At 65.5% G+C, this 20,696-nt stretch carries 16 protein-coding genes; 6 read left to right on the forward strand and 10 right to left on the reverse strand.

Annotated elements, in window-relative coordinates; genetic code table 11:
* Window positions 1-223 precede the first annotated feature (223 nt).
* Window positions 224-1,300: an FAD-binding oxidoreductase gene (locus tag IEX25_RS10530; protein WP_103171471.1), complete on the reverse strand. Its 1,077-nt coding sequence runs from the start codon at window positions 1,298-1,300 to the stop codon at window positions 224-226.
* Window positions 1,301-1,307: 7 nt separating this feature from the next.
* Window positions 1,308-2,540 carry an aromatic ring-hydroxylating oxygenase subunit alpha gene (locus tag IEX25_RS10535; protein ID WP_103171472.1) on the reverse strand — a complete coding sequence of 411 codons (1,233 nt, stop codon included), beginning with the start codon at window positions 2,538-2,540 and terminating at the stop codon, window positions 1,308-1,310.
* Window positions 2,541-3,014: 474 nt separating this feature from the next.
* Here IEX25_RS10535 and nrdH point away from each other — a divergent pair, with 474 nt between their 5' ends.
* The 4 genes from nrdH to nrdF all read left to right on the forward strand — a co-directional run bounded on the left by nrdH (window position 3,015) and on the right by nrdF (window position 6,835).
* Entirely contained in the window at window positions 3,015-3,236 is a 222-nt protein-coding gene (gene nrdH, locus IEX25_RS10540) for a glutaredoxin-like protein NrdH (RefSeq protein ID WP_103171473.1), read from the forward strand.
* A gap of 6 nt (window positions 3,237-3,242) precedes the next feature.
* Entirely contained in the window at window positions 3,243-3,686 is a 444-nt protein-coding gene (gene nrdI / locus IEX25_RS10545; protein ID WP_103171693.1) for a class Ib ribonucleoside-diphosphate reductase assembly flavoprotein NrdI, read from the forward strand.
* Entirely contained in the window at window positions 3,671-5,794 is a 2,124-nt protein-coding gene (nrdE, locus tag IEX25_RS10550; RefSeq protein WP_103171474.1) for a class 1b ribonucleoside-diphosphate reductase subunit alpha, read from the forward strand. The genes nrdI and nrdE overlap by 16 nt, the downstream gene beginning before the upstream one ends.
* An 84-nt stretch (window positions 5,795-5,878) precedes the next feature.
* Window positions 5,879-6,835: a class 1b ribonucleoside-diphosphate reductase subunit beta gene (gene nrdF / locus IEX25_RS10555; RefSeq protein WP_370463858.1), complete on the forward strand. Its 957-nt coding sequence runs from the start codon at window positions 5,879-5,881 to the stop codon at window positions 6,833-6,835.
* Between the two features lie 365 nt (window positions 6,836-7,200).
* Here nrdF and IEX25_RS10560 read toward each other — a convergent pair whose 3' ends face one another.
* On the reverse strand, window positions 7,201-8,775 hold the full coding sequence (locus IEX25_RS10560; RefSeq protein ID WP_103171476.1) for an NAD(P)H-hydrate dehydratase: 1,575 nt from the start codon (window positions 8,773-8,775) through the stop codon (window positions 7,201-7,203).
* A gap of 154 nt (window positions 8,776-8,929) precedes the next feature.
* Between IEX25_RS10560 and IEX25_RS10565 the strand changes: the two genes are divergently transcribed.
* Both IEX25_RS10565 and glnA read left to right on the forward strand, forming a co-directional pair.
* Window positions 8,930-9,268, forward strand: coding sequence for a P-II family nitrogen regulator (locus tag IEX25_RS10565; protein WP_103171477.1), 339 nt, complete (start codon window positions 8,930-8,932; stop codon window positions 9,266-9,268).
* A 77-nt stretch (window positions 9,269-9,345) separates the two neighbouring features.
* The gene (gene glnA, locus IEX25_RS10570) at window positions 9,346-10,752 is read left to right on the forward strand and encodes a type I glutamate--ammonia ligase (protein ID WP_103171478.1); all 1,407 of its coding nucleotides are present in this window, start codon (window positions 9,346-9,348) and stop codon (window positions 10,750-10,752) included.
* Window positions 10,753-10,784: 32 nt separating this feature from the next.
* On the opposite strand, the gene IEX25_RS10575 is transcribed toward glnA, so the two are convergent.
* The 7 genes from IEX25_RS10575 to IEX25_RS10605 form a co-directional block, all read right to left on the reverse strand.
* A complete protein-coding gene (locus IEX25_RS10575) occupies window positions 10,785-11,666 on the reverse strand; it encodes a LysR family transcriptional regulator (protein WP_188715120.1) in 882 nt (293 codons plus the stop codon).
* 78 nt (window positions 11,667-11,744) lie between these two features.
* Window positions 11,745-11,996 carry a hypothetical protein gene (locus tag IEX25_RS10580; protein WP_103171480.1) on the reverse strand — a complete coding sequence of 84 codons (252 nt, stop codon included), beginning with the start codon at window positions 11,994-11,996 and terminating at the stop codon, window positions 11,745-11,747.
* A gap of 121 nt (window positions 11,997-12,117) precedes the next feature.
* A complete protein-coding gene (locus tag IEX25_RS10585) occupies window positions 12,118-12,636 on the reverse strand; it encodes a gluconokinase (protein WP_229665139.1) in 519 nt (172 codons plus the stop codon).
* A complete protein-coding gene (locus IEX25_RS10590) occupies window positions 12,624-14,000 on the reverse strand; it encodes a GntP family permease (protein WP_188715122.1) in 1,377 nt (458 codons plus the stop codon). Before IEX25_RS10590 ends, IEX25_RS10585 begins: the two co-directional genes overlap by 13 nt.
* A gap of 88 nt (window positions 14,001-14,088) precedes the next feature.
* Complete coding sequence (locus IEX25_RS10595) at window positions 14,089-14,967, reverse strand: transglutaminase family protein (RefSeq protein ID WP_103171482.1); 879 nt, start codon at window positions 14,965-14,967, stop codon at window positions 14,089-14,091.
* On the reverse strand, window positions 14,967-17,354 hold the full coding sequence (locus IEX25_RS10600) for a circularly permuted type 2 ATP-grasp protein (protein WP_103171483.1): 2,388 nt from the start codon (window positions 17,352-17,354) through the stop codon (window positions 14,967-14,969). Before IEX25_RS10600 ends, IEX25_RS10595 begins: the two co-directional genes overlap by 1 nt.
* A gap of 3 nt (window positions 17,355-17,357) precedes the next feature.
* Entirely contained in the window at window positions 17,358-20,690 is a 3,333-nt protein-coding gene (locus tag IEX25_RS10605) for a transglutaminase family protein (protein WP_188715124.1), read from the reverse strand.
* Window positions 20,691-20,696: the final 6 nt, after the last annotated feature.

The following is a 20,696-nucleotide window of genomic DNA, read 5'->3' on the forward strand; positions in this document are numbered from 1 at the left end:
CCACGCAACCTTGTCCATCCTGGCAAGGGGGACAAGCTGCACAAGGCATTCGGGATCAAGACCCGAATGCCTTCCGACCGGGTCGAGTTCAAGTCCAGATTGCCCGCGATTGCAGGATTTATCCAACTTTTCTGTTATCTGAACCGCACATCGGCGCCAGGCCGCGACAGATTGCCCGGCGGGTGAACCAGACGCGGCCCGGCGTCGTTGGGGAACGGTCCCTTCAGACCTCGACCGCGATCGGGCCTAGCGGATGCGAGCAGCAGGCAAGGATGAAGCCTTCGGCGATATCCTCGTCGCTGATGCCGCCGTTGTGGACCATATGCACCTCGCCCGAGGTCTTCCTGATCTTGCAGGTGCCGCACAGACCGAAGGTGCAGCCCGAGGGGATGTTCAGGCCCGACCGCTTGGCGACGGCCAGAACGGTATCGGTTTCGGCACAGGGCACGGTGACGCCGCTGGCGGCAAAGGTGATCTGGGCCTTGGCGCCTTCCTCGGGGGCGACATCCTCGATCACCGGGGCGTCGGCCTCGGTCCTGATGGGGGCGCCGAAGCTTTCCTGGTGGTAATGGTCCATGTCGAAGCCAAGCGCGACCAGCATGTCGCGTACGGACTGCATGAAGGGCTCGGGCCCGCAGCAGAACACTTCTCGTTCCAGGTAATCGGGCGCCATCAGGCCCAGCATGATCTGGTTCAGTCGGCCCAGATAGCCGGTCCAGGCGGTGAAGGGGTCGTTCTCCTCGACCGTGAAGCGCAGTTGCAATCCCGGCACGCGGTCCGCGAACTGTTCCAGCCTGCGGCGGAAGATGATGTCGGACGGGCTTCGCGCGGCATGGACGAAGACGATGTCCGGCATCTCGCCCGAATCCCAGGCCCAGGTAGTCATCGACATCATCGGCGTGACCCCCGACCCGGCCGAGATGAACAGATGCTTCCTGGCCGGATGGCGGTGGGTGGTGAAAATACCGGACGGTCCATAGGCCTTGATCTTCATGCCCGGCCGCAGGTGGTCCAGCATCCAGCGCGTCGCCAGCGACGTGCGCTGCGCCTTGACCGTGACCGAGATCGACAAGGGCCGCGACGGGCTTGAACTGATCGTATAGGTCCGCTGCACGTTGCCGGACGGCAGGGGCAGGTCCAGCGTGATGAACTGCCCCGGCTGGTAATCGAACCACGCCCCCGACGGCGCCCGGAAGGTGAAGGTGGCGGCGTCCGCGGTTTCGGGAACGACCATCGCACATTCCAGCAACTCGTCGTCGGACCACGGCTCGGCGGCCCAGTTCAGGCGTGGCTTCTTCATGCGCGTCTTACTCCGCCGCGACCGCGTTGGGGGACAGGCGGCGGGACATCAGCCCGCAATACCAGTCGATCAGGTGGATGACGCCCGCTTCCTGCGTCGGCGAGTAAGGTCCGGGCTGATAGGCGGGGGACAGGATGCCCTTCTGGTTCTCCTCGACCACCTGGCGATCCTCGTCATTGGTGTTCAGCCACACCTCGGTCAACTTCTGGAGGTCATAGTCCACGCCCTCGACCGCGTCCTTGTGGACCAGCCACTTGGTCGTGACCTCGGTTTCGGTGGGGCTGATCGGCAGGATGCGGAAGACGATGGCGTGGTCGGGCAGGAAGTGGTTCCAGGACGACGGGAAGTGATAGAACATCAGGCTGCCCGCGTCGTTCCAGGGGATGGTCCCCATGCGCCGCGACACGGCGGCCTTGCCCGACATGGTGAAGCTTTCCTGGTTGTCCATCAGCGGCACGCGGGCCATGCGCCACTGCATGTCGGGCGCATTGGTGAAGCGCGCGGGCAGGTTGGCCGCGTCGCAGCGCCCCCAGTGGTCCAGGATCTCGGGGGATGCGGAATTCGGCCCCTCCATCACCGTCATCAGCGGATCGTCGGAATAGGTCCGGCACAGCGAGGGATGCGAGCCGCCGCAATGATAGCATTCGCGATTGTTTTCCATCACCAGCTTCCAGTTGCCCTTTTCGATGATGGTCGAGGTGAAGGCGATCTTGCTGTCGGCGATGGCGCTTGGCGCGACGAAGCGCGTCAGGTTCGCGGCCAGTTCGTTGATCGCGGGCGGGATCTGGGCCAGGCAGATGAAGACCATGCCGCCCAGGTCGATGCAATGGACCGGCTTCAGCCCGTATTTGCTGGCGTCGAAACCCTCGCCCATGTCGCGGGCATACAGAAGCTTGCCGTCCAGGTCATAGGTCCATTGGTGATAGGGGCAGACCAGCTTGGGGTTGGTCCCGTTGGTCTTGGGGCACAGCCGCTGGCCGCGGTGGCGGCAGACGTTGTGAAAGGCGCGGATGCGCCCGTCGGCGCCGCGCACCACGATGACGGGATAGGCGCCCACGTTCAGCGTGACGAAGTTGCCGGTTTTGGGGATCTCGCAGGACGGCAGCGCGAACAGCCATTCGCGGTACCAGATATGTTCCAGGTCGTCCTGGAAGGCCTGCTGTCCGCAATAAAGATCACGAGGCAGGGAAAAGCCGGGGACGCGTTCTGCGATCAGGCTGGCGGTCGAGGGCGTATTCATGTCTGGACCCATGGAGGTGCTGGCTGCTATGGGGTGCAACTTAGCCCGATTGCGACGCCGTGCTGGACAAATTGCGACCTTGTGTCGCGTGATTGAGACATCGCCCGCGCGGTCCTGCGGAAGTCCCGGCCTCCAGAAATGTTCGGTGCGGCAATTTGGCGACAGATTGCGGAAAGGCGGAACCGAATCGCCTGTCAAGCGATAACCACATGTTGACGATTTAGAAGTGTTCGTGTCTATATCCTGTGGTCGAGACGCGGTTTGACGATTTCCATTGCGGCAGGGCGGGTTACCGCCTTTCCGGTCTGGAAAGTCCCTGATTGCGACCGACTGGCGGGCCCGGCAAGCTATCGGCAAGGGGCCAGAGCAGGCCAAGACAGAAATGACACCGGGCAAGGGTCCGGCGCCGTGGCCTGCGGGGTGCCCCCTGCGGCCATGATGCCCCCTTTTGTCCAGAACGAAGGAGCAGTGGGCATGACCATCATCGTTTATTCCAAACCCGCCTGCGTGCAATGCACCGCAACGACTCGCGCCCTGGATGCGCGTGGCTTGACCTATGACGTCATCGACCTGACCGAGGATGCGGCGGCGATGGAACGTGTGACCGCGCTTGGCTATCGCCAGGCCCCGGTGGTGATCGCCGGTGACGCGCATTGGGCGGGCTTTCGGCCCGACATGATCGGCCGGCTGGGCTGACCCTCGATGGGCGGGGGCCGGTGGGGTGAAGCCCCGCCTTGCGGGCTGGTCTATTATTCCTCGGCCTCGGGGAATACGGCGCGGTTCGTCGCGCGGCTGGGCCTTCCGGCGCAGCGGATCCCGATCAGGCCTTCGGACCCGATGCCGCAGGTCGGCGCGCCCTTCGTGCTGATCTGCCCGACCTATGCGGACGGGCAGGGGCGCGGCGCGGTCCCCAAGGCGGTGATCCACTTCCTGAACGATCCCCGCCGCCGCAGCCACCTGCGCGGCGTCATTGGCGCGGGCAACCGCAATTTCGGCGCGACCTTCGCCCTTGCGGGCCGCGTCATCGCAGACAAATGCAAGGTCCCCGTGCTGTGGCGGTTCGAGCTGGCGGGGACGGACACCGACATTCAAAAGGTCCGCGCGGGCCTTCATCAATTCCGGGGGTTGGAATGCTTGACGGCCTGAAGCCTGAACTCGATTACCACGCGCTGAACGCGATGCTGAACCTGTATGACGCCGACGGGCGCATCCGGTTCGACGCTGACCGCATGGCCGCGCGGCAGTATTTCCTGCAGCATGTGAACCAGAACACCGTCTTCTTCCATTCGCTGGACGAGAAACTGGATTACCTGGTCGAGGAAGGCTATTACGAGCCCGAGGTCCTGGACCAGTATTCCAAGAACTTCCAGCGGGCGATCTGGGACGCCGCCTTCAAGCGCAAGTTCCGTTTCCCGACCTTCCTGGGCGCCTTCAAGTATTACACCAGCTATACGCTGAAGACCCGCGACGGGCAGCGCTATCTTGAACGCTATGAGGACCGCGTGGTGATGGTCGCCCTGGCGCTGGCGCGCGGGGACGAGGCGCTGGCGATGCGCTTCATGGAGGAGATGCTGTCGGGCCGCTTCCAGCCGGCCACGCCCACCTTCCTCAACGCCGGCAAGAAGTCGCGGGGCGAGCTGATCTCCTGCTTCCTGCTACGGGTCGAGGACAACATGGAGTCCATCGGCCGGTCCATCAACTCCGCCCTGCAACTGTCCAAGCGCGGCGGCGGCGTGGCCTTGATGCTGACCAACCTGCGCGAGGCCGGTGCCCCCATCAAGGGGATCGAGAACCAGTCGTCCGGCGTCATCCCGGTGATGAAGCTGCTGGAAGACAGCTTCAGCTATGCCAACCAGCTTGGCGCGCGGCAGGGGGCGGGGGCGGTCTACCTCAACGCCCACCACCCCGACATCATGCGCTTCCTGGACACCAAGCGCGAGAATGCGGACGAGAAGATCCGCATCAAGACGCTGTCCCTGGGCGTGGTGATCCCCGACATCACCTTCGAGTTGGCGAAAAAGAACGCCGACATGTACCTGTTCTCGCCCCATGACGTGCAGAAGGTCTATGGGGTGCCGTTTTCCGAGATCTCGGTCACCGAGAAATACGCCGAGATGGTGGACGACAAGCGCATCAAGAAGCGCAAGATCAACGCGCGCGAGTTCTTCCAGACCATTGCCGAGATCCAGTTCGAAAGCGGCTATCCCTATATCATGTTCGAGGACACGGTGAACCGCATGAACCCGGTTCATGGCCGCATCACCATGTCGAACCTGTGCAGCGAGATCCTGCAGGTGAACGAGGCGTCCGAGTTCAACGAGGATCTGAGCTATTCGCACCTGGGCACTGATATCTCGTGCAACCTGGGTTCGCTGAACATCGCGGCGACCATGGACGGCCCGGACTTCGGCGCCACCATCGAGGCCGCGATCCGCGCCCTGACCGCTGTGTCGGAAATGTCCGCGATCGAGGCCGTGCCATCCATCCGGCGCGGCAATGACGAGGCCCATGCCGTGGGCCTTGGCCAGATGAACCTGCACGGCTTCCTGGCGCGCGAGCGGATCCATTACGGATCGCCCGAGGGGGTCGAGTTCACGTCGGTCTATTTCGCGGCCGTGGCCTTTCACGCGATCCGCGCATCGAACCTGCTGGCGCAGGAGAAGGGCCAGACCTTCAAGGATTTCGAGAAGTCGAAATATGCCGACGGGTCGTTCTTCGACAAATACACCACCCGCGACTGGCTGCCGACGCTGCCCGACGTGGCGCGCGTCTTCGGGAACGTGACCCTGCCCACGCGTGACGACTGGGCCGCGCTGAAAGCGGACGTGATGAAGCACGGGCTCTATAACCGCAACCTGCAGGCGGTGCCGCCGACCGGGTCGATCAGCTATATCAACAATTCGACCAGTTCGATCCACCCGATCGTGTCCAAGATCGAGATCCGCAAGGAAGGCAAGATCGGCCGGGTCTATTACCCCGCCGCCTTCATGTCGAACGAGAACCTGGAATACTATCGCGACGCCTATGAGATTGGCCCCGAGGCGATCATCGACACCTATGCCGCCGCGACCGAGCATGTGGACCAGGGCCTGAGCCTCACGCTGTTCTTCCCGGCCGAGGCCACGACGCGGGACATCAACCGTGCCCAGATCTATGCGTGGAAGAAGGGCATCAAGACGATCTATTACATCCGCCTGCGCCAGACCGCGCTGGAGGGGACCGAGGTCCAGGGCTGCGTGTCCTGCACTCTTTGAGCCAAGCCGGGGGCCAGCCCCCGGACCCCCGGGATATTTAAGCCAAAGCAAAGAGAGGGGTTCTTCGGGATGAAGGATCATGTGATGCAGATGGTCGCCCGCGCGATCAACTGGAACCGCCTGGACGACGAGAAGGACCTTGAGGTCTGGAACCGGTTGACGGTGAACTTCTGGCTGCCGGAAAAGGTGCCGCTGTCCAATGACGTGCAAAGCTGGGCCACGCTGCGCCCGGCGGAACGGGAGTTGACGATCCGTGTGTTCACCGGGCTGACGCTGCTGGACACGGTGCAGAACACCATCGGCGCGCCCTCGATGATGCCCGACGCGATCACCCCGCACGAGGAAGCGGTTTTGTCCAACATCGCCTTCATGGAGGCGGTCCATGCGCGGTCCTATTCCTCGATCTTCTCGACCCTGTGCCTGACCAAGGAAGTGGACGAGGCCTTCCGCTGGGCCGAGGAAAACCCGCATCTGCAGGGCAAGGCACGTCTGATCCTGGAAGAATACAAGGCTGGCTCCGACCCGCTGAAGCGCAAGATCGCATCGGTCTTCCTGGAAAGCTTCCTGTTCTATTCGGGCTTCTACCTGCCGATGTATTGGTCAAGCCGCGCCAAGCTGACCAATACCGCCGACCTGATCCGCCTGATCATCCGCGACGAGGCGGTGCATGGCTATTACATCGGCTACAAGTTCCAGCGGGCGCTTGAGCGCGAGAGCGAGGAACGCCGGGCCGAGTTGAAGGATTTCGCCTTCTCGCTGATGTTCGAGTTGTACGACATCGAGCAGCGCTATACCGCGGAACTCTATGACGGGATCGGGCTGACCGAAGATGTGAAGGCGTTCCTTCATTATAACGCCAACAAGGCGCTGCAGAACCTGGGCTACGAGGCGCTGTTCCCGCCCCAGGTCTGCGAGGTGAACCCGGCGATCCTGGCGGCTCTGTCGCCTGACAGCGAGAACCACGATTTCTTCAGCGGGTCCGGGTCGTCCTATGTGATCGGCAAGGCGGTCGCGACCGAGGACGAGGACTGGGATTTCTAATAAAAACAAAGGCTCGAGAAAAACTCGAGCCTTTGTTCGAAATCGGCGTCTGGTCAAGAAGGCCCACCAGCGCAGACCAATCCCTCCCAGCTTACCCGATTCACGGCAATTTTGAAGGTAGCTTGGGAATACTGGATTGGCAACAAGAGGCCTTCGAATTGAAGGAGGTCACTTTGACCCACTCTAATGGCTCTCTACCCCCACCGCCGCCCGGATACCGATATATCTTCAGAGCATGGAAGATGTGCCCGACAACCGGGCAGCGTCTCTATGCAAAGGCGTTTGGCAAGCGAGGATGGCCCATTCTGGTCCTTAAGGATCAGAGCTAGTCACTCAATATGTGGGCGCCTTTAGGCGCCCACATTCTACCTAATCGATCTACAAGTGAGTTGACGAAGGACCTGCGGGATCATGTCCGGCAGGTCGTCCGCGATCAGTCCGGGACCGAAGGCGCGGGCGGCCTTGGCGTGGATCAGCGCGCCCAGGCTGGCGGCGTCCAGCGGCTGAAAACCCCGCGCCAGAAGACCGGTGATGATCCCCGCCAGCACGTCGCCCGCCCCTGCTGTGGCCAGCCAGGGCACGTCGAAGGCGGAGTGGATGCGGGCCTGTCCATCGGGGGCGGCGATGATGGTGTCGGGGCCCTTCAGCAGCACGACCGCGCCGCAGCGGGCCGCGGCATCCCTTGCGGCATCCAGCCGGGAATAGGCCGGACCCTTCGCGGGCAGACCATCCAGATGCCCAGCCAGGTCAGGAAACAGGCGCGCGAATTCGCCCCCGTGCGGCGTCAGGACGCAGGCCGGATGCAGCGCGCCCATCAGGTCGGCCGCCTGCGACAGCGCGGTCAGCGCATCCGCGTCAAGCACCGTGGCACGGCGGGCGGGCAGGGCTGCGCGCAGCAGCATCTCCGCCCGGTTGACGCCGCTGCCCGGCCCGATGCACAGCGCGTTGATGCGTGCATCGCCGAGTGCATCATGCAGGGCCGCGTCGTCGTCGATGCCGCGCCGCATCAGGGCATCGGGCTGGCCCACATGGTCGGGCAGCGCGTCCAAGGGCGGGGCGATGGTGACCAGGCCCGCGCCGATCCGCAGCGCCGCACGCGCCGAAAGCCGCGCGGCGCCGCCCTTGCCCCGCCCACCCGCCAGCACAAGCGCATGGCCGTGGCTGAACTTGTGGGGGTGAGAGGACGACTGCTTGCCCAGACGATTGTCCTGGATGCACCGGGCGTCCGGAATGGCAAAGCGCGGCCATATGGCGGTCAGCACGGGTTGTTGGGTGCGGGCCTCTCGCCACGGACGTAGGCCGATGTCGGCGATGACCAGTTCGCCGCAGCATTCGGGGCCGCGTTCCAGAAGGTGGCCGGGCTTGGGACTGTCGAAGGCGACGGTCAGCCGCGCGCGGAGGTCCCGATCCGAAACCTGCCTTGGCCTGCCCAGGAACGCGCCGCTGTCCAGGCAGAGACCGCTGGGGCAATCCACGGCGACGACCGGAGCGGGGTGGGTGGCAAGGCTTTCCAGCACCTCGGCCAAGGGGCCAGACGGTGGCCGCGCCAGCCCGGTCCCGAAGATCGCGTCCACCACGATGTCGGCGGGTTGCGCGTGCAGCACCGCCGCGTCCAGCGGTTCCAGCCCGCCCATTGCCAGCCATTGCCGTTTCATGTGATCCGCATCGGGGCCGGGCCTGTTGTCCATCCCCAGGACCCTGACGCGCCATCCCGCCCGGCGCAGCAGACGGGCCACCACAAAGCCGTCGCTACCATTGTTCCCCGGCCCGCACAGCACCGTGGCGCGCCCAGCCTTGGGCCAGCGCAGGCGCACCTGATCGGCCACCGCCCGGCCCGCGCGTTCCATCAACTGCAGGCCCGTGACGCTGCCGCTGTTCATGGCGGTGGTTTCGATGGCGCGCATTTGGGCGGTGGTCAGGATTTCGCAGCCGGCTGACATGGCATCTGCCTTTTAATTCATCGAATCGCACAAAAAACAGGCACAATCCCGGATGCCGCCTGATTGCTGGCGCAATCGGCATCGACGCCCGTTTACCCAAGCCATGAAACCCGCCAATCAGTCCTCAGGCAAGCCGCGAGGAAGGATCATTGCGATGAAGAAGGTCGAGGCGATCATCAAGCCGTTCAAGCTGGACGACGTGAAAGAGGCGCTGCAAGAGGTGGGCGTGCAGGGTCTTTCCGTCACCGAGGTCAAGGGCTTCGGTCGCCAGAAAGGCCATACCGAGCTTTATCGCGGCGCGGAATACGTGGTCGATTTCCTGCCCAAGGTGAAGATCGAGATGGTGCTGCCCGACGACCAGGTCGAGGCCGCCATCGACGCCATCGTCAGCGCGGCCCGCACGGAAAAGATTGGCGACGGCAAGATTTTCGTATCGCCTGTCGAGCAGGCAATCCGCATCCGCACGGGTGAAACCGGCGACGACGCGGTCTGAGACAGAAGAACAACATACCAACAGGATTATCGCGCCGGGCAGGACAGCCGGGGCGCATCGACGCAGAAAGGGAAGAGATGACGGTCAATGACGTTTTGACGCTGCTGAAGGACGAGGAGGTCGCCTATGTGGACGTCCGCTTCACCGATCCCAAGGGCAAGCTTCAGCATGTGACGCTGGATGTCGATCTGATCGACGAGGACTTCTTCGAGGAAGGCTTCATGTTCGACGGTTCCTCGATCGCCGGATGGAAGTCGATCGACCAGTCCGACATGAAGCTGATGCCGGACCCCTCGTCGGCCTATCTGGACCCGTTCTATGCCGAAAAGACGCTTTGCGTGCATTGCAACGTGGTCGAGCCCGACACGGGAGAGGCCTATGCCCGCGACCCGCGCGGCACCGCCGTCAAGGCCGAGGCCTATCTGAAATCCACCGGCATCGGCGACGCCTTCTATTGCGGCCCCGAGGCCGAGTTCTTCATCTTCGACGACGTGCGTTACCAGGTCTCGCCGCAGAAGGTGTCCTATCAGATCGATTCGGTGGATGCCGCCTGGAACACCGACACCGAATACGAGATGGGCAACCAGGGCCACCGCGCGCCCCTGAAGGGCGGGTATTTCCCGGTCAACCCCATCGACGCGGGCCAGGACATCCGGGGCGAGATGCTGTCCACCATGAAGCGGATGGGCATGAAGGTGGACAAGCACCACCACGAGGTCGCCACCGGCCAGCACGAACTGGGCCTGATCTTCGGCGGCCTGGTCGAACAGGCCGACAACATCCAGAAATACAAGTATGTCATCCACAACGTGGCCCACGCCTATGGCAAGTCGGTGACCTTCATGCCCAAGCCCATGAAGGGCGACAACGGGTCGGGGATGCATGTGAACATGTCGATCTGGAAGGACGGCAAGCCGCTGTTCGCCGGCGACAAATATGCCGACCTGAGCCAGGAGGCCCTGTATTTCATCGGCGGCATCCTCAAGCACGCCAAGGCGCTGAACGCGCTGACCAACCCGTCCACCAACAGCTACAAGCGCCTGATCCCCGGCTTCGAGGCCCCGGTGCTGCGCGCCTACTCGGCCCGCAACCGGTCGGGCTGTGTCCGCATTCCGTGGACCGAATCGCCGAAAGCCAAGCGCGTCGAGGCTCGCTTCCCCGATCCGGCGGCCAACCCCTATCTGGCCTTTGCGGCGCTGCTGATGGCGGGCTTGGACGGGATCAAGAACCGGATCGACCCCGGCCCCGCCTCGGACAAGGACCTGTACGACCTGCCGCCCGAGGAACTGGCCGAAATCCCGACCGTCTGCGGGTCCCTGCGCGAGGCGCTGGAGGAACTGGAAAAGGACATGGACTTCCTGCTGCAGGGCGACGTCTTCACCCGCGACCAGTTGGAAGCCTATATCAAGCTGAAGTGGGAGGAGGTTTATGCCTATGAGCATACGCCCCACCCGATCGAATACGCGATGTATTACAGCTGCTGAGACTTGAAAGGCGCCCTTCGGGGCGCCTTTCTTCAGTCAAGCTGCAGCTTGACCGCGAAATCCAGGAAGCTGCGCATCGCGCCGGTCATCAGCTTGCCGGATGGATAGACCAGGTTCACCGGCAGGTCGGGCAGGGCGTATTCGCACATCACCACATCCAGCCTGCCGGCCTTGACATCGTCGCGCACGACGAATTCCGGCAGCAGCGCCAGGCCCCTGCCGTTCAGCGCCATGGAATGCAGCATCTCGGTGTTGTTGCTGAAGAAGACCGGCCGGACCGGCTGGCGGATCGTGCGGCTGCCCCGGCGCAGCGGCCAGGTCAGGTTGCCGGGCAGGTTGGTATAGTGAAGGCAATCGTGGCGCAGAAGGTCGGCGGGCTTTTCCGGGCGGCCCATCCGCGCCAGGTAATCGGGCGAGGCCACCAGCATGATGCGCACCGCGTGCAGCCGCCGCGCGTGCAGGGTCGAATCCTGCAGGTTGCCGATGCGGATCACCGCGTCGAAGCCGTCGCCCACGATGTCGCTGGTCCCATCGTCCAGGACGATCTGCAACTGCACATCGCGGTATCGTTCCATGAAGTCCAGCAGATGCGGCTGAAGCACCTTCAGCGTATAGAAGATCGGGCTGCCGATCTTCAGCGTGCCCGACTGGCTTGTCGTGGTCGCCTTGACGGCTTCGGTCGCCGCATCCAGCCGCGCCAGGATCTCGCGCAGGTCCCGGCTGTAGGCCAGGCCCGCGGCGGTCGGCGTCACCTTGCGCGTGGTGCGCACCAGAAGACGGACGCCAAGGCGGGCTTCAAGATCGGCGATGTGCTTGCTGCACAGGCTGCGGGAAATGCCCATGCGCGACGCTGCGGCGGCAAAGCTGCCCTCGTCGATGACGCTGACAAAGGTGCGGAAGACGCTGGTATCCATGCGCACCACCATGCACCGGGCCGCAAAAAAGGAAAACCGCCCCGATCAGGGGCGGTTGCAATCCTGCCTTGCGACGGCTTAGCGGATATAGGTCGAACGGGGGCCGGGCGCGGTGAAGTCGCTGACCGACAGGGTCGCGTCGGCGTCGATGCCTGCGCGTTCCAGGTCTTTCTTGTTCATCAGGTCGGCTGCCTTGACCTCGACCGTCTGCGCCGCGACGACCGGGGCGGTCGGCATGTCGGCGTCGGAATTGCCCGAATTGTAGCTGGCGGCTTGCGCGGTTCCGGTGGCAAGGATAACGGCGCCAAGGATGGCTGCGATGTTTTTCATGATATGTCTCAACTGTCTGTCGTTTCTATGACATGGATATAACCCCCTGATTTGTCGTTAATTAGACCGGATCTGCTGGTTTCAGTGTTCAATGATGCTGCACAATCCCGCCCGTTTCCTGTCAGGACAGGCCCAGCAGGCGCACCGCCTGGGCGACCTGCTGCTGGGGCGTCAGCATCATGTCGAGGACGGCGCCGTCCTCGTCCGGGGCCAGTGGCTCAAGCGTGGCCAGTTGGGAATCCAGAAGCCTGGGCGGAAAGAAATGCCCCGCGCGATGGTTCAGCCGATCCGACAGCAATTCGCGCGTGCCGTGGACATGCAGGAACCGCACGCGCGGCGCCCCGCTGCGCAGGATGTCGCGATAGCTGCGCTTCAGCGACGAACAACCCAGGACCGAGCTTTCGCCCCGCGCTTCGGCCCCGGCGATCTGGTCGGCCAGGGCGTGCAGCCAGGGCGCGCGGTCCGCGTCCGTCAGGGGCGTGCCCTGGGCCATCTTGTCCACGTTGGACTGGGGGTGGAAGGCGTCTCCTTCCACGAAGGGCCAGCCAAGATGGGCGGCCAGGGCTTCCCCGGTGGTGGTCTTGCCGGCGCCGGAAACCCCCATCACGACGATGTGCTGCGGCCCCGTCACAGCAGCCACCAGCCCAGCAGGGCAAAGGCGAAGGCGGTCAGGCCGATGGTCGTCTCCATCACGGTCCAGGTCTTCAGCGTGGTCGTCTCATCCATCTTGAGGAACCGCCCCACCAGCCAGAACCCTGAATCGTTGAAATGGCTGAGAACCGTGGCGCCGCCCGCGATGGCGATGACCAGGAAGCACAGGTCCAGTTCCGACAAGCCGGGCGTCGCGGCGACGGTGGGGGCGATCAGGCTGGCCGTCGTGGTCAGCGCCACCGTGGCCGACCCCTGGGCCACGCGCAGGGCGGTGGCGATGACGAAGGCCGCCACGATCAGCGGCAGGCCCACCGATTCCAGGCTGCCCGACAGGGCCTCGCCGATGCCGCTGGCGCGCAGGACGCCGCCGAACATGCCGCCCGCGCCGGTCACCAGGATGATGGCGCAGATCGGGCCAAGCGCGCCGTCCACGATCTTTTCCATCCGCGCCGGATCGTTGCCGCGCCCCAGCAGATACAGCGCGATCAGCAGCGTGATCAGCAGCGCGACGGGCGTCTGGCCCAGCATCCGCAGCAGGTTCACCCAGGCCGCGTCTCCGTCGATGGCGCCGATCGTCGCCAGCGTGTTCAGGCCGGTGTTGAAGAAGATCAGGATCAGCGGCAGCAGCAGGATCAGCAGCACCGTTCCGAAGGCCGGCGGTTCGCCGGTCAGGCGGTGTTCGTCGTTCGCGCCCAGCAGTTCCGGCACCGGGACGGTGAAGCGCCGGCCCAGGAACAGCGACACCAGATAGCTGCCGACATACCAGGTGGGCAGCGCCACGATGGTGCCGACGATCAGCAACAGCCCGATATCCGCCCCTACCAGATCGCCCGAGGCGACGGGACCGGGATGGGGCGGCACCAGGGCGTGCATCACCGCAAAGGCTCCGGCGGCCGGCAGCGCGTAAAGCAGCACCGACCCGCCAAAGCGCAGCGCCACGCTGAAGATGATGGGCAGCATCACCATCAGCCCCGCGTCGAAGAAGATCGGAAACCCGAACAGCAGCGATGCCACGCCAAGCGCGAAGGGCGCGCGCCGTTCCCCGAACTTGTTGATCAGCCGGTCCGCCAGGATCTGCGCGCCGCCCGATACCTCCAGCAGGCGGCCGATCATGGCGCCGAAGCCCACCAGCAGCGCGACGGTGGCCAGGGTGTTGCCGAAGCCCGTCAGCAGGGTCGGCACCACCTCGGCCAGGGGGATGCCGGTGACAAGGGCCGTCAGCAGGCTGACCAGGACCAGGGCGATGAAGGCATGCAGCTTGAAGCGCATGATCAGCACCAGCAACAGCCCGACCGAGGCTGCCGCGACGCTCAGCAGGAACAGCGTGCTGTGGACGGTTTCGGTGTTTTCCATGGGTTCCTTCCTGCCTTGGTGCGCTGGATGGCCTTGCGAATGGTGCATCCATATCCGCCAACGCCTTGGTGGCGGTTTTGGTGCCTGCCTAATCCTCGGCCAGGATATCGACGCTGTGGCTGGTCGTCTGGCCGCCCGCCAGGCGCATGGATCCGGTGACGGGCGCCACGTCGGCATAGTCGCGGCCATAGCCGATGGTGACATGATTGGCGGCCACGAAGCAGTCGTTCGTCGGGTCGTATTCGCACCACCCGGCCTCGGCCCCGATCCAGGCGCGGACCCAGGCGTGCATGGCATCCGCGCCTTCCAGCCGGGGCTTTCCCGGCGGCGGGTTCGTGCGCAGGAAGCCCGAGACATAGGCCGCCGGGATGCCAAGGCTGCGCAGCCCCGAGATCATGATCTGCGAGAAATCCTGGCAAACCCCGTGGCGGCCCGCGAAGGCCTGGGCGATGGGGGTGTCCACCTCGGTCGCCTGGGCGTCGAAGCGCATGTGGCCGTGGATCGCACGGCCCAGGCATTCCACCGCCTCGCGCGCGGTCGCGGCCTTGCCGCAGGCCTTCCGGGCGAAATCGGCGATCGGCGCCACTGCCGGGATCCGGTGCGAAGGGCGCAGAAAGTGATGCGGCGAATGGGGGCCAAGGTCGGTGATCTCATGCAGGTCGTCGGGAAGGCGGTCCAGGCTGGCGGACAGATCCAGTTCGGATTCCTCGCCCAGCCGGCGCACCCGGCCGGTCATGTCGATGCGCACCTGCGTCAGCCCGGCAGGCATGACAAGCTGCGTCACCTCGTTTCCGAAGAAATCGGTGAACTGGCTCCGCTCGGCCGGAGGGGGGGTGATGACGATGCTGCTGTGATGCACGTCCTGCATCCCCGGCAGGTCTGCGGGGCTGATCCGCAGCAATTGCCGCCCCACGCCGGTGGGACGGGCGAAGTCGTATCGGATGGACAGGCGCAGGCGATACAGCATCAGTGGAAATAGGTCGTGGTCAGGATGTCGGACAGCATGGCGATGCGCGCGCGCAGGCCCCACAAAGCCTCGGTCGTCAGGCTGGCGGGTTCGGCGGTGGCCAGGTCGGTGTGCAGGCGCAGGGCTTCGCGGGCAAGGGGCGACAAGGCGCCGTGGTCATTGGCAGCGGGCAGCATGTCCACCTGTTCGCGCAACCCGTCGATCTGATGGCGCAGCGCGCGCGGGTTCAGCGGGTCCAGCGCCAGCAGGTCGATCACGGTGGCGCGGGACGCGTTCAGGGTGAAGCGGCGGCGATGGGTCAGGATGCTGTCGCCCACCTCGATCGCCAGATCCAGCGCGCCTTCGGGCGCCTTGGGATCGCACAGCACGGCCAGCAGCGCCGCCGTGCCCATGGCCCGTTCGTGCAGCCTGCCGATGGTCAGGAAGCGCCAGCCGACGAAGCGGTACATGTTTTCATGAACCAGCCCGGAAATCCCCGCCAGCTTGCGCAGCAACGCGGACAGCGCGCGGGCCGCGTCGTCGCCGGCCGAGACCTTGGGGGCCAGCTTTCGTGCGCTGCGGTCGATGTCGTGCAGCGCGGACCAGGCGTCGGGGGAAAAGCGGTCGCGCACGCTGCCCGCGCTGCCGATGGCGGCGGACAGGTTGTCCAGAAGCTTCTGGGGGATGGCCGCAGCGGGGTCGATGCCCATCTGGCGGAACAGGGGGTCGAACCCCGCCAGCAAGGGCGCGCCCGTTCCGCCGGATTCGGCAAGGCGCGTGTGATAGGCGCGCATCAGCCGCACGATCCCTTCGGCCCGTTCGGCATAGCGGCCCAGCCAGAACAGGTTGTCGGCGGATCGCGCGGGCAGGCCGCCAGCGGCCATGCGTGTGTCTGCGGCGCTTACCTGGCGGGCCATGGTGATGGCGGGCACGGGCAAGGGGCTGACGACCCAGACATCGGCGGCGGCACCGCCTTCCTGCATGGCCAGGGCGGACACGTCGGCGCCCGTGCCGATCCGCGCGAAGCCGCCCGGCATGACGGCCCAGCCCCGCGCCGTCCGGGCCAGATAGACGCGCAGCGTCATGGGGCGCGGCACCAGGGCGCCGTCCACAAGGGCCGGGGTGGTGGACAGGGTCACGGCCTCTTGTGCGACCAGATCGCCGCCGCCCTCCGTCAGCCGGCGGTCAAGCACCTCGGCGGGCAGGCCAACGGCGCGCGTCAGGTCGTCCGTGGGGTCGAAGGGCAGGCGCGTGGTCAGCGCATCCGCAAGCACCATCCGGCGCGGGCTGGCGCGCACCGCGGCGCGGGCGGCGGGATCGCCGCACCACCAGGTTGCGATATTGGGCATGGCCAGCGGCGCGCCGACCAGATCCGGCGCAAGCTTCGGCAGAAAGGCCATCAGCGCGCGGGTTTCCAGAACGCCCGAGCCCAAGGCGTTCACCATCGTCACCGCGCCCGCCCGCAGCGCCGCGACCATGCCGGGCGTGCCGATGCGGGACGCGGGATCCAGTTCCAGGGGATCGGCATATTGCGCGTCAAGCCTGCGCCACAGCACATCGACCTGCCGCATTCCCTGGACGGTGCGCACCATCAGCCGGTCGCCCGACACGCACAGGTCGTCGCCTTCCAGCAGGGTGAAGCCCAGGTAACGGGCGATATAGGCGTGTTCGAAATAGGTCTCGTTCATGGGGCCGGGCGTCAGGATCGCCACGCGGCTGTCCTTGTCGGTGGCCTGGGCCTGCAAGGCATCGCGGAAATTGCGAAAGAATCCCGCCAGCCGATGCACGTTGCCGTCCGGGTAAAGCTCGGAAAACGCACGGGACGTGGCGACCCGGTTTTCCAGCGCATAGCCCGCCCCTGAAGGCGCCTGCGCGCGATCCGCCAGCACCCACCATTCGCCGTCCGGGCCGCGCCCCAGTTCGAAGGCCAGGAAATGCAGGAAATGCCCGCCGCGCGGCTTGACCCCCACCATCGGACGCAGCCATTCGGGATTGCCCGCCACCAGGGCTGCGGGCAGGCGGCCGGTCTCGACAAGCTCGTTCGGGCCATAAAGATCGGCCATCACCGCTTCCAGAAGGTCGGCGCGCTGGCGCAGGGCCGCGCCGATGTCCTTCCATTCCTTCTCGGCCAGAAGGACGGGGATATGGCTCAGCGGCCAGGGGCGTTCGACGGATTCGCCGCCGCCGTACTGGCGATAGAAGACGCCGCTATCCAGCAGGTAGCGGTCGGCACGCGCCAGATCGCGCGCCAGGCCGTCGTCGGGCAAGGCGTCCAGATGCGCGACCAGCTTGCGCCACAGCGGGCGGACCTTGCCGTCGGGGGCGACCATCTCGTCCGGCACGCCGGGCAGCGGGCGATAGGCCGCGCTGCGCGGCTGTTCCAGGCTGTCTGCCCGGTCGCCCGCCATGCGTCACACCCCGGCCGCGCGGCGAAGGTCCAGGGTCAACGGAAATTCCCGGTGGATCCGTTCCGGCGGAACCGTGTGTCCATGTCCGGGGCGGTGCCCATGGGGGCTGAAGCGCGCCAGCCTGCGAGCCTCGGCCTCGTTCCCGTTGACGGGGAAGGTGTCATAGTTGCGCCCGCCCGGATGGGCGACGTGATAGACGCAGCCGCCAAGGGCGCGGCCCGACCAACTGTCGAAGATGTCGAAGGTCAGCGGCGCATCGACGGGCAGAACGGGATGCATCGCCGATGCGGGCTGCCAGGCCTTGAAGCGCACCCCCGCCACGGCTTCGCCCGCGCCCACATCGGCCAGCGGCACCGCGCGACCGTTGCACAGCACCCGATAGCGGGACGGATCGGCCGAGGACAGCTTGACCTGCAACCGTTCGGTCGAGCTGTCGGTATAGCGCACGGTTCCGCCGATCGCCCCGGTTTCGCCCAGGACGTGCCAGGGTTCCAGCGCCTGGCGCAGTTCCAGGTGGACGCCCTCGACCTCGACCTCTCCGCAGAAGGGGAAGCGGAACTCGGCCTGGGCCTTGAACCACTCCTCCTGCATCGGGAAGCCGTGGTCGGTCAGGTCGCGCAACACATCCTGGAAATCGGTCCAGACGAAATGCGGCAGCATGAAGCGGTCGTGCAGCGCGGTGCCCCAGCGGGTCAGGTCGCCCGTGGCCGGTTCGCGCCAGAACCGCGCGATCAGCGCGCGCAGCAGCAGTTGCTGCGCCAGGCTCATCCGCGCGTCGGGCGGCATCTCGAAGCCCCGGAACTCGACCAACCCCAGGCGGCCGGTGGGGCCGTCGGGGGAATACAGCTTGTCGATGCAGATTTCCGCGCGGTGCGTGTTGCCGGTCACGTCGGTCAGGATGTTGCGCAGCAGCCGGTCGGTCAGCCAGGGCAGGGGCGGCGTGCCCCGGTCGGGCGCGGGGATCTGGGCCAGCGCAATTTCCAGTTCGTAAAGCGCATCGTGCCGTGCCTCGTCGATCCGGGGGGCCTGCGACGTGGGACCGATGAACAGGCCCGAGAACAGATAGGACAGCGAGGGATGCCGGTTCCAGTGAAGGATCAGGCTGGCCAGCAGGTCGGGGCGGCGCAGGAAGGGGCTGTCGTTGGTGGTGGCGCCCCCCACGACGACATGGTTGCCCCCGCCCGTGCCGGTATGCTTGCCGTCGATCATGAACTTTTCCGCGCCAAGGCGGGACTGGCGCGCGTCCTCATAGACGCCTTGGGTGATGGCCACGCAGTCGTCCCATGACGCGGCAGGATGGATGTTCACCTCGATCACGCCGGGATCGGGGGCCACGCGGATCACGTTCAGACGCGGGTCCTGCGGGGGCGCATAGCCTTCGACATGGACGCGCAGGTCCAGGCGCAGGGCCGCGGCCTCGACCGCGCGCAGCAGATCCAGGTATTCCTCCAGCGTCGCCACCGGCGGCATGAAGACGCAGAGCCGCCCGTTCTTGGGTTCCACCGACAGGGCCGTGCGGACCATGCCCTGCAATTCCGGCACGCCGACGCCGGGCACCTGCTGCACGACGTCCTGGATCGGCTGGTTGGCGACGAAGCTGGCCATCGGCTGGGACTTGCGATCCGGCGCGATCTCCCCCGGTTCGGCCAGCGGCGCGCGTTCGACCGTCGGGTCGGTCGGGTTGATATAGGGATAAACCGAAGCCGGCAGATGCGGCAGCGAGGACAGCGGAAGGCGGTATCCGACCGGGCTGTCGCCGGGCACCAGGAAGACATGCCCGCGCCGCAGCCGCCAGCGTTCGGAATACCAGGTGATGCCGGATTTCGATTGCCAGCTTTGGATCGGCAGCACGAAGCCCGTGGGCGTGGTCAGGCCGCGATTGAAGACGGCGGCGATGCGATGGCGGGCCTCGGGGTCTTCCAGCTTGCTGTTCTCGGGGCTGACATTGGCGGGCAGGTTCGCCTCGCGCACCAGCCATTCGGCGGGGTCTTCATAGGCGGGCAGGACGTTGTCGTCGGACACGCCCAGTTCGGCCGCCATCTCCCGCAGCAGTTCCTGCGCCTGAAGGGGCGTCACCGTGGCGTCGTCGGCCTCATTCGCGATCAGGTCGGGGTTCTGCCAGATGGGCTGGCCGTCCTTGCGCCAGTACAGCGAGAAGGTCCAGCGCGGCAGCGTCTCGCCCGGATACCACTTGCCCTGACCGTAATGCAGGAAACCGTTGGGTGCGAAACGCTGGCGAAGCTTGCGGATCAGCACGTCGGCGCGGTGGCGTTTCGTCGGGCCCACGGCATCGGTGTTCCATTCGGCGGATTCGAAATCGTCGATGGACACGAAAGTGGGTTCCCCGCCCATGGTCAGCCGCACGTCGCCTTCGCGCAACGCCGCATCGACCCGGTGGCCCAGGCGGTTCAGGTCCGCCCAGGCATCATCGCTGAAGGGCTTGGTGATGCGCGGGTGTTCGGCCACGCGGCGGATCTGCATGTCGAAGTCGAAATCGACCTCGGCAAAGCTGGCCATGCCGCTGATGGGGGCACAGGACCGGTAATGGGGCGCGGCGGCCAGCGGGATATGGCTTTCGCCGGTCAGCAGGCCCGATGTCGGATCCAGCCCGATCCAGCCCGCGCCGGGGATATAGACCTCGGCCCAGGCGTGAAGGTCGGTGAAGTCATGGGCGGTGCCGGACGGGCCATCCAGAGCCTGCAGGTCCGGCTTCAACTGGATCAGGTATCCCGACACGAAGCGCGCGGCAAAGCCCAGGTGGCGCAGCGCATTGACCAGCAGCCAGGTGGAATCGCGGCACGATCCGCTGCGCAGGTCCAGCGTCTCCTCGGGCGTCTGGACGCCGGGTTCCATGCGGATGGTATAGGCGGTCTCGCCCGCGATGCGCGCGTTCAGGGCGACCAGGAAATCGACCGTGCGGGTCCTTTCGCGCGGGATCCCGGCCAGCATCGCGGCCAGCAGCGGACCGGCGGGTTCGGCCTGGCGATAGGGGACCAGTTCCTCGGCCAGGTCGGGGGCATAGTCGAAGGGCCAGTATTCGGCCGCATCCTCGACGAAGAAGTCGAAGGGGTTATAGACGGTCATGTCCGCGACCAGATCGACCTCGATCTTCAGCTCGCGTACGGGTTCGGGAAAGACATACCGCGCCAGCCAGTTTCCGAAGGGATCCTGCTGGTGGTTCACGAAGTGGTCTTCGGGCGTGACCTTCAGCGAATGGGATATGACGCGGGTCCGTGAATGCGGCGCGGGGCGCAGCCGGATCACCTGGGGGGCAAGGATCACCGGACGGTCATATTTGTAATGCGTCAGGTGATAGATGCTGGCCTTGATCGACATGCCGTT

The sequence above is a fragment of the Paracoccus acridae genome, from assembly GCF_014642735.1.
Taxonomy (GTDB): Bacteria; Pseudomonadota; Alphaproteobacteria; order Rhodobacterales; family Rhodobacteraceae; genus Paracoccus; species Paracoccus acridae.

Coding starts and splice junctions, on each gene's coding strand:
- IEX25_RS10530 (WP_103171471.1), bottom strand. CDS start 1,300: ATGAAGAAGCCACGCCTGAACTGGGCCGCCGAGCCGTGGTCCGACGAC.
- IEX25_RS10535 (WP_103171472.1), bottom strand. CDS start 2,540: ATGAATACGCCCTCGACCGCCAGCCTGATCGCAGAACGCGTCCCCGGC.
- nrdH (WP_103171473.1), top strand. CDS start 3,015: ATGACCATCATCGTTTATTCCAAACCCGCCTGCGTGCAATGCACCGCA.
- nrdI (WP_103171693.1), top strand. CDS start 3,243: ATGGGCGGGGGCCGGTGGGGTGAAGCCCCGCCTTGCGGGCTGGTCTAT.
- nrdE (WP_103171474.1), top strand. CDS start 3,671: ATGCTTGACGGCCTGAAGCCTGAACTCGATTACCACGCGCTGAACGCG.
- nrdF (WP_370463858.1), top strand. CDS start 5,879: ATGCAGATGGTCGCCCGCGCGATCAACTGGAACCGCCTGGACGACGAG.
- IEX25_RS10560 (WP_103171476.1), bottom strand. CDS start 8,775: ATGTCAGCCGGCTGCGAAATCCTGACCACCGCCCAAATGCGCGCCATC.
- IEX25_RS10565 (WP_103171477.1), top strand. CDS start 8,930: ATGAAGAAGGTCGAGGCGATCATCAAGCCGTTCAAGCTGGACGACGTG.
- glnA (WP_103171478.1), top strand. CDS start 9,346: ATGACGGTCAATGACGTTTTGACGCTGCTGAAGGACGAGGAGGTCGCC.
- IEX25_RS10575 (WP_188715120.1), bottom strand. CDS start 11,666: ATGGATACCAGCGTCTTCCGCACCTTTGTCAGCGTCATCGACGAGGGC.
- IEX25_RS10580 (WP_103171480.1), bottom strand. CDS start 11,996: ATGAAAAACATCGCAGCCATCCTTGGCGCCGTTATCCTTGCCACCGGA.
- IEX25_RS10590 (WP_188715122.1), bottom strand. CDS start 14,000: ATGGAAAACACCGAAACCGTCCACAGCACGCTGTTCCTGCTGAGCGTC.
- IEX25_RS10595 (WP_103171482.1), bottom strand. CDS start 14,967: ATGCTGTATCGCCTGCGCCTGTCCATCCGATACGACTTCGCCCGTCCC.
- IEX25_RS10600 (WP_103171483.1), bottom strand. CDS start 17,354: ATGGCGGGCGACCGGGCAGACAGCCTGGAACAGCCGCGCAGCGCGGCC.
- IEX25_RS10605 (WP_188715124.1), bottom strand. CDS start 20,690: ATGTCGATCAAGGCCAGCATCTATCACCTGACGCATTACAAATATGAC.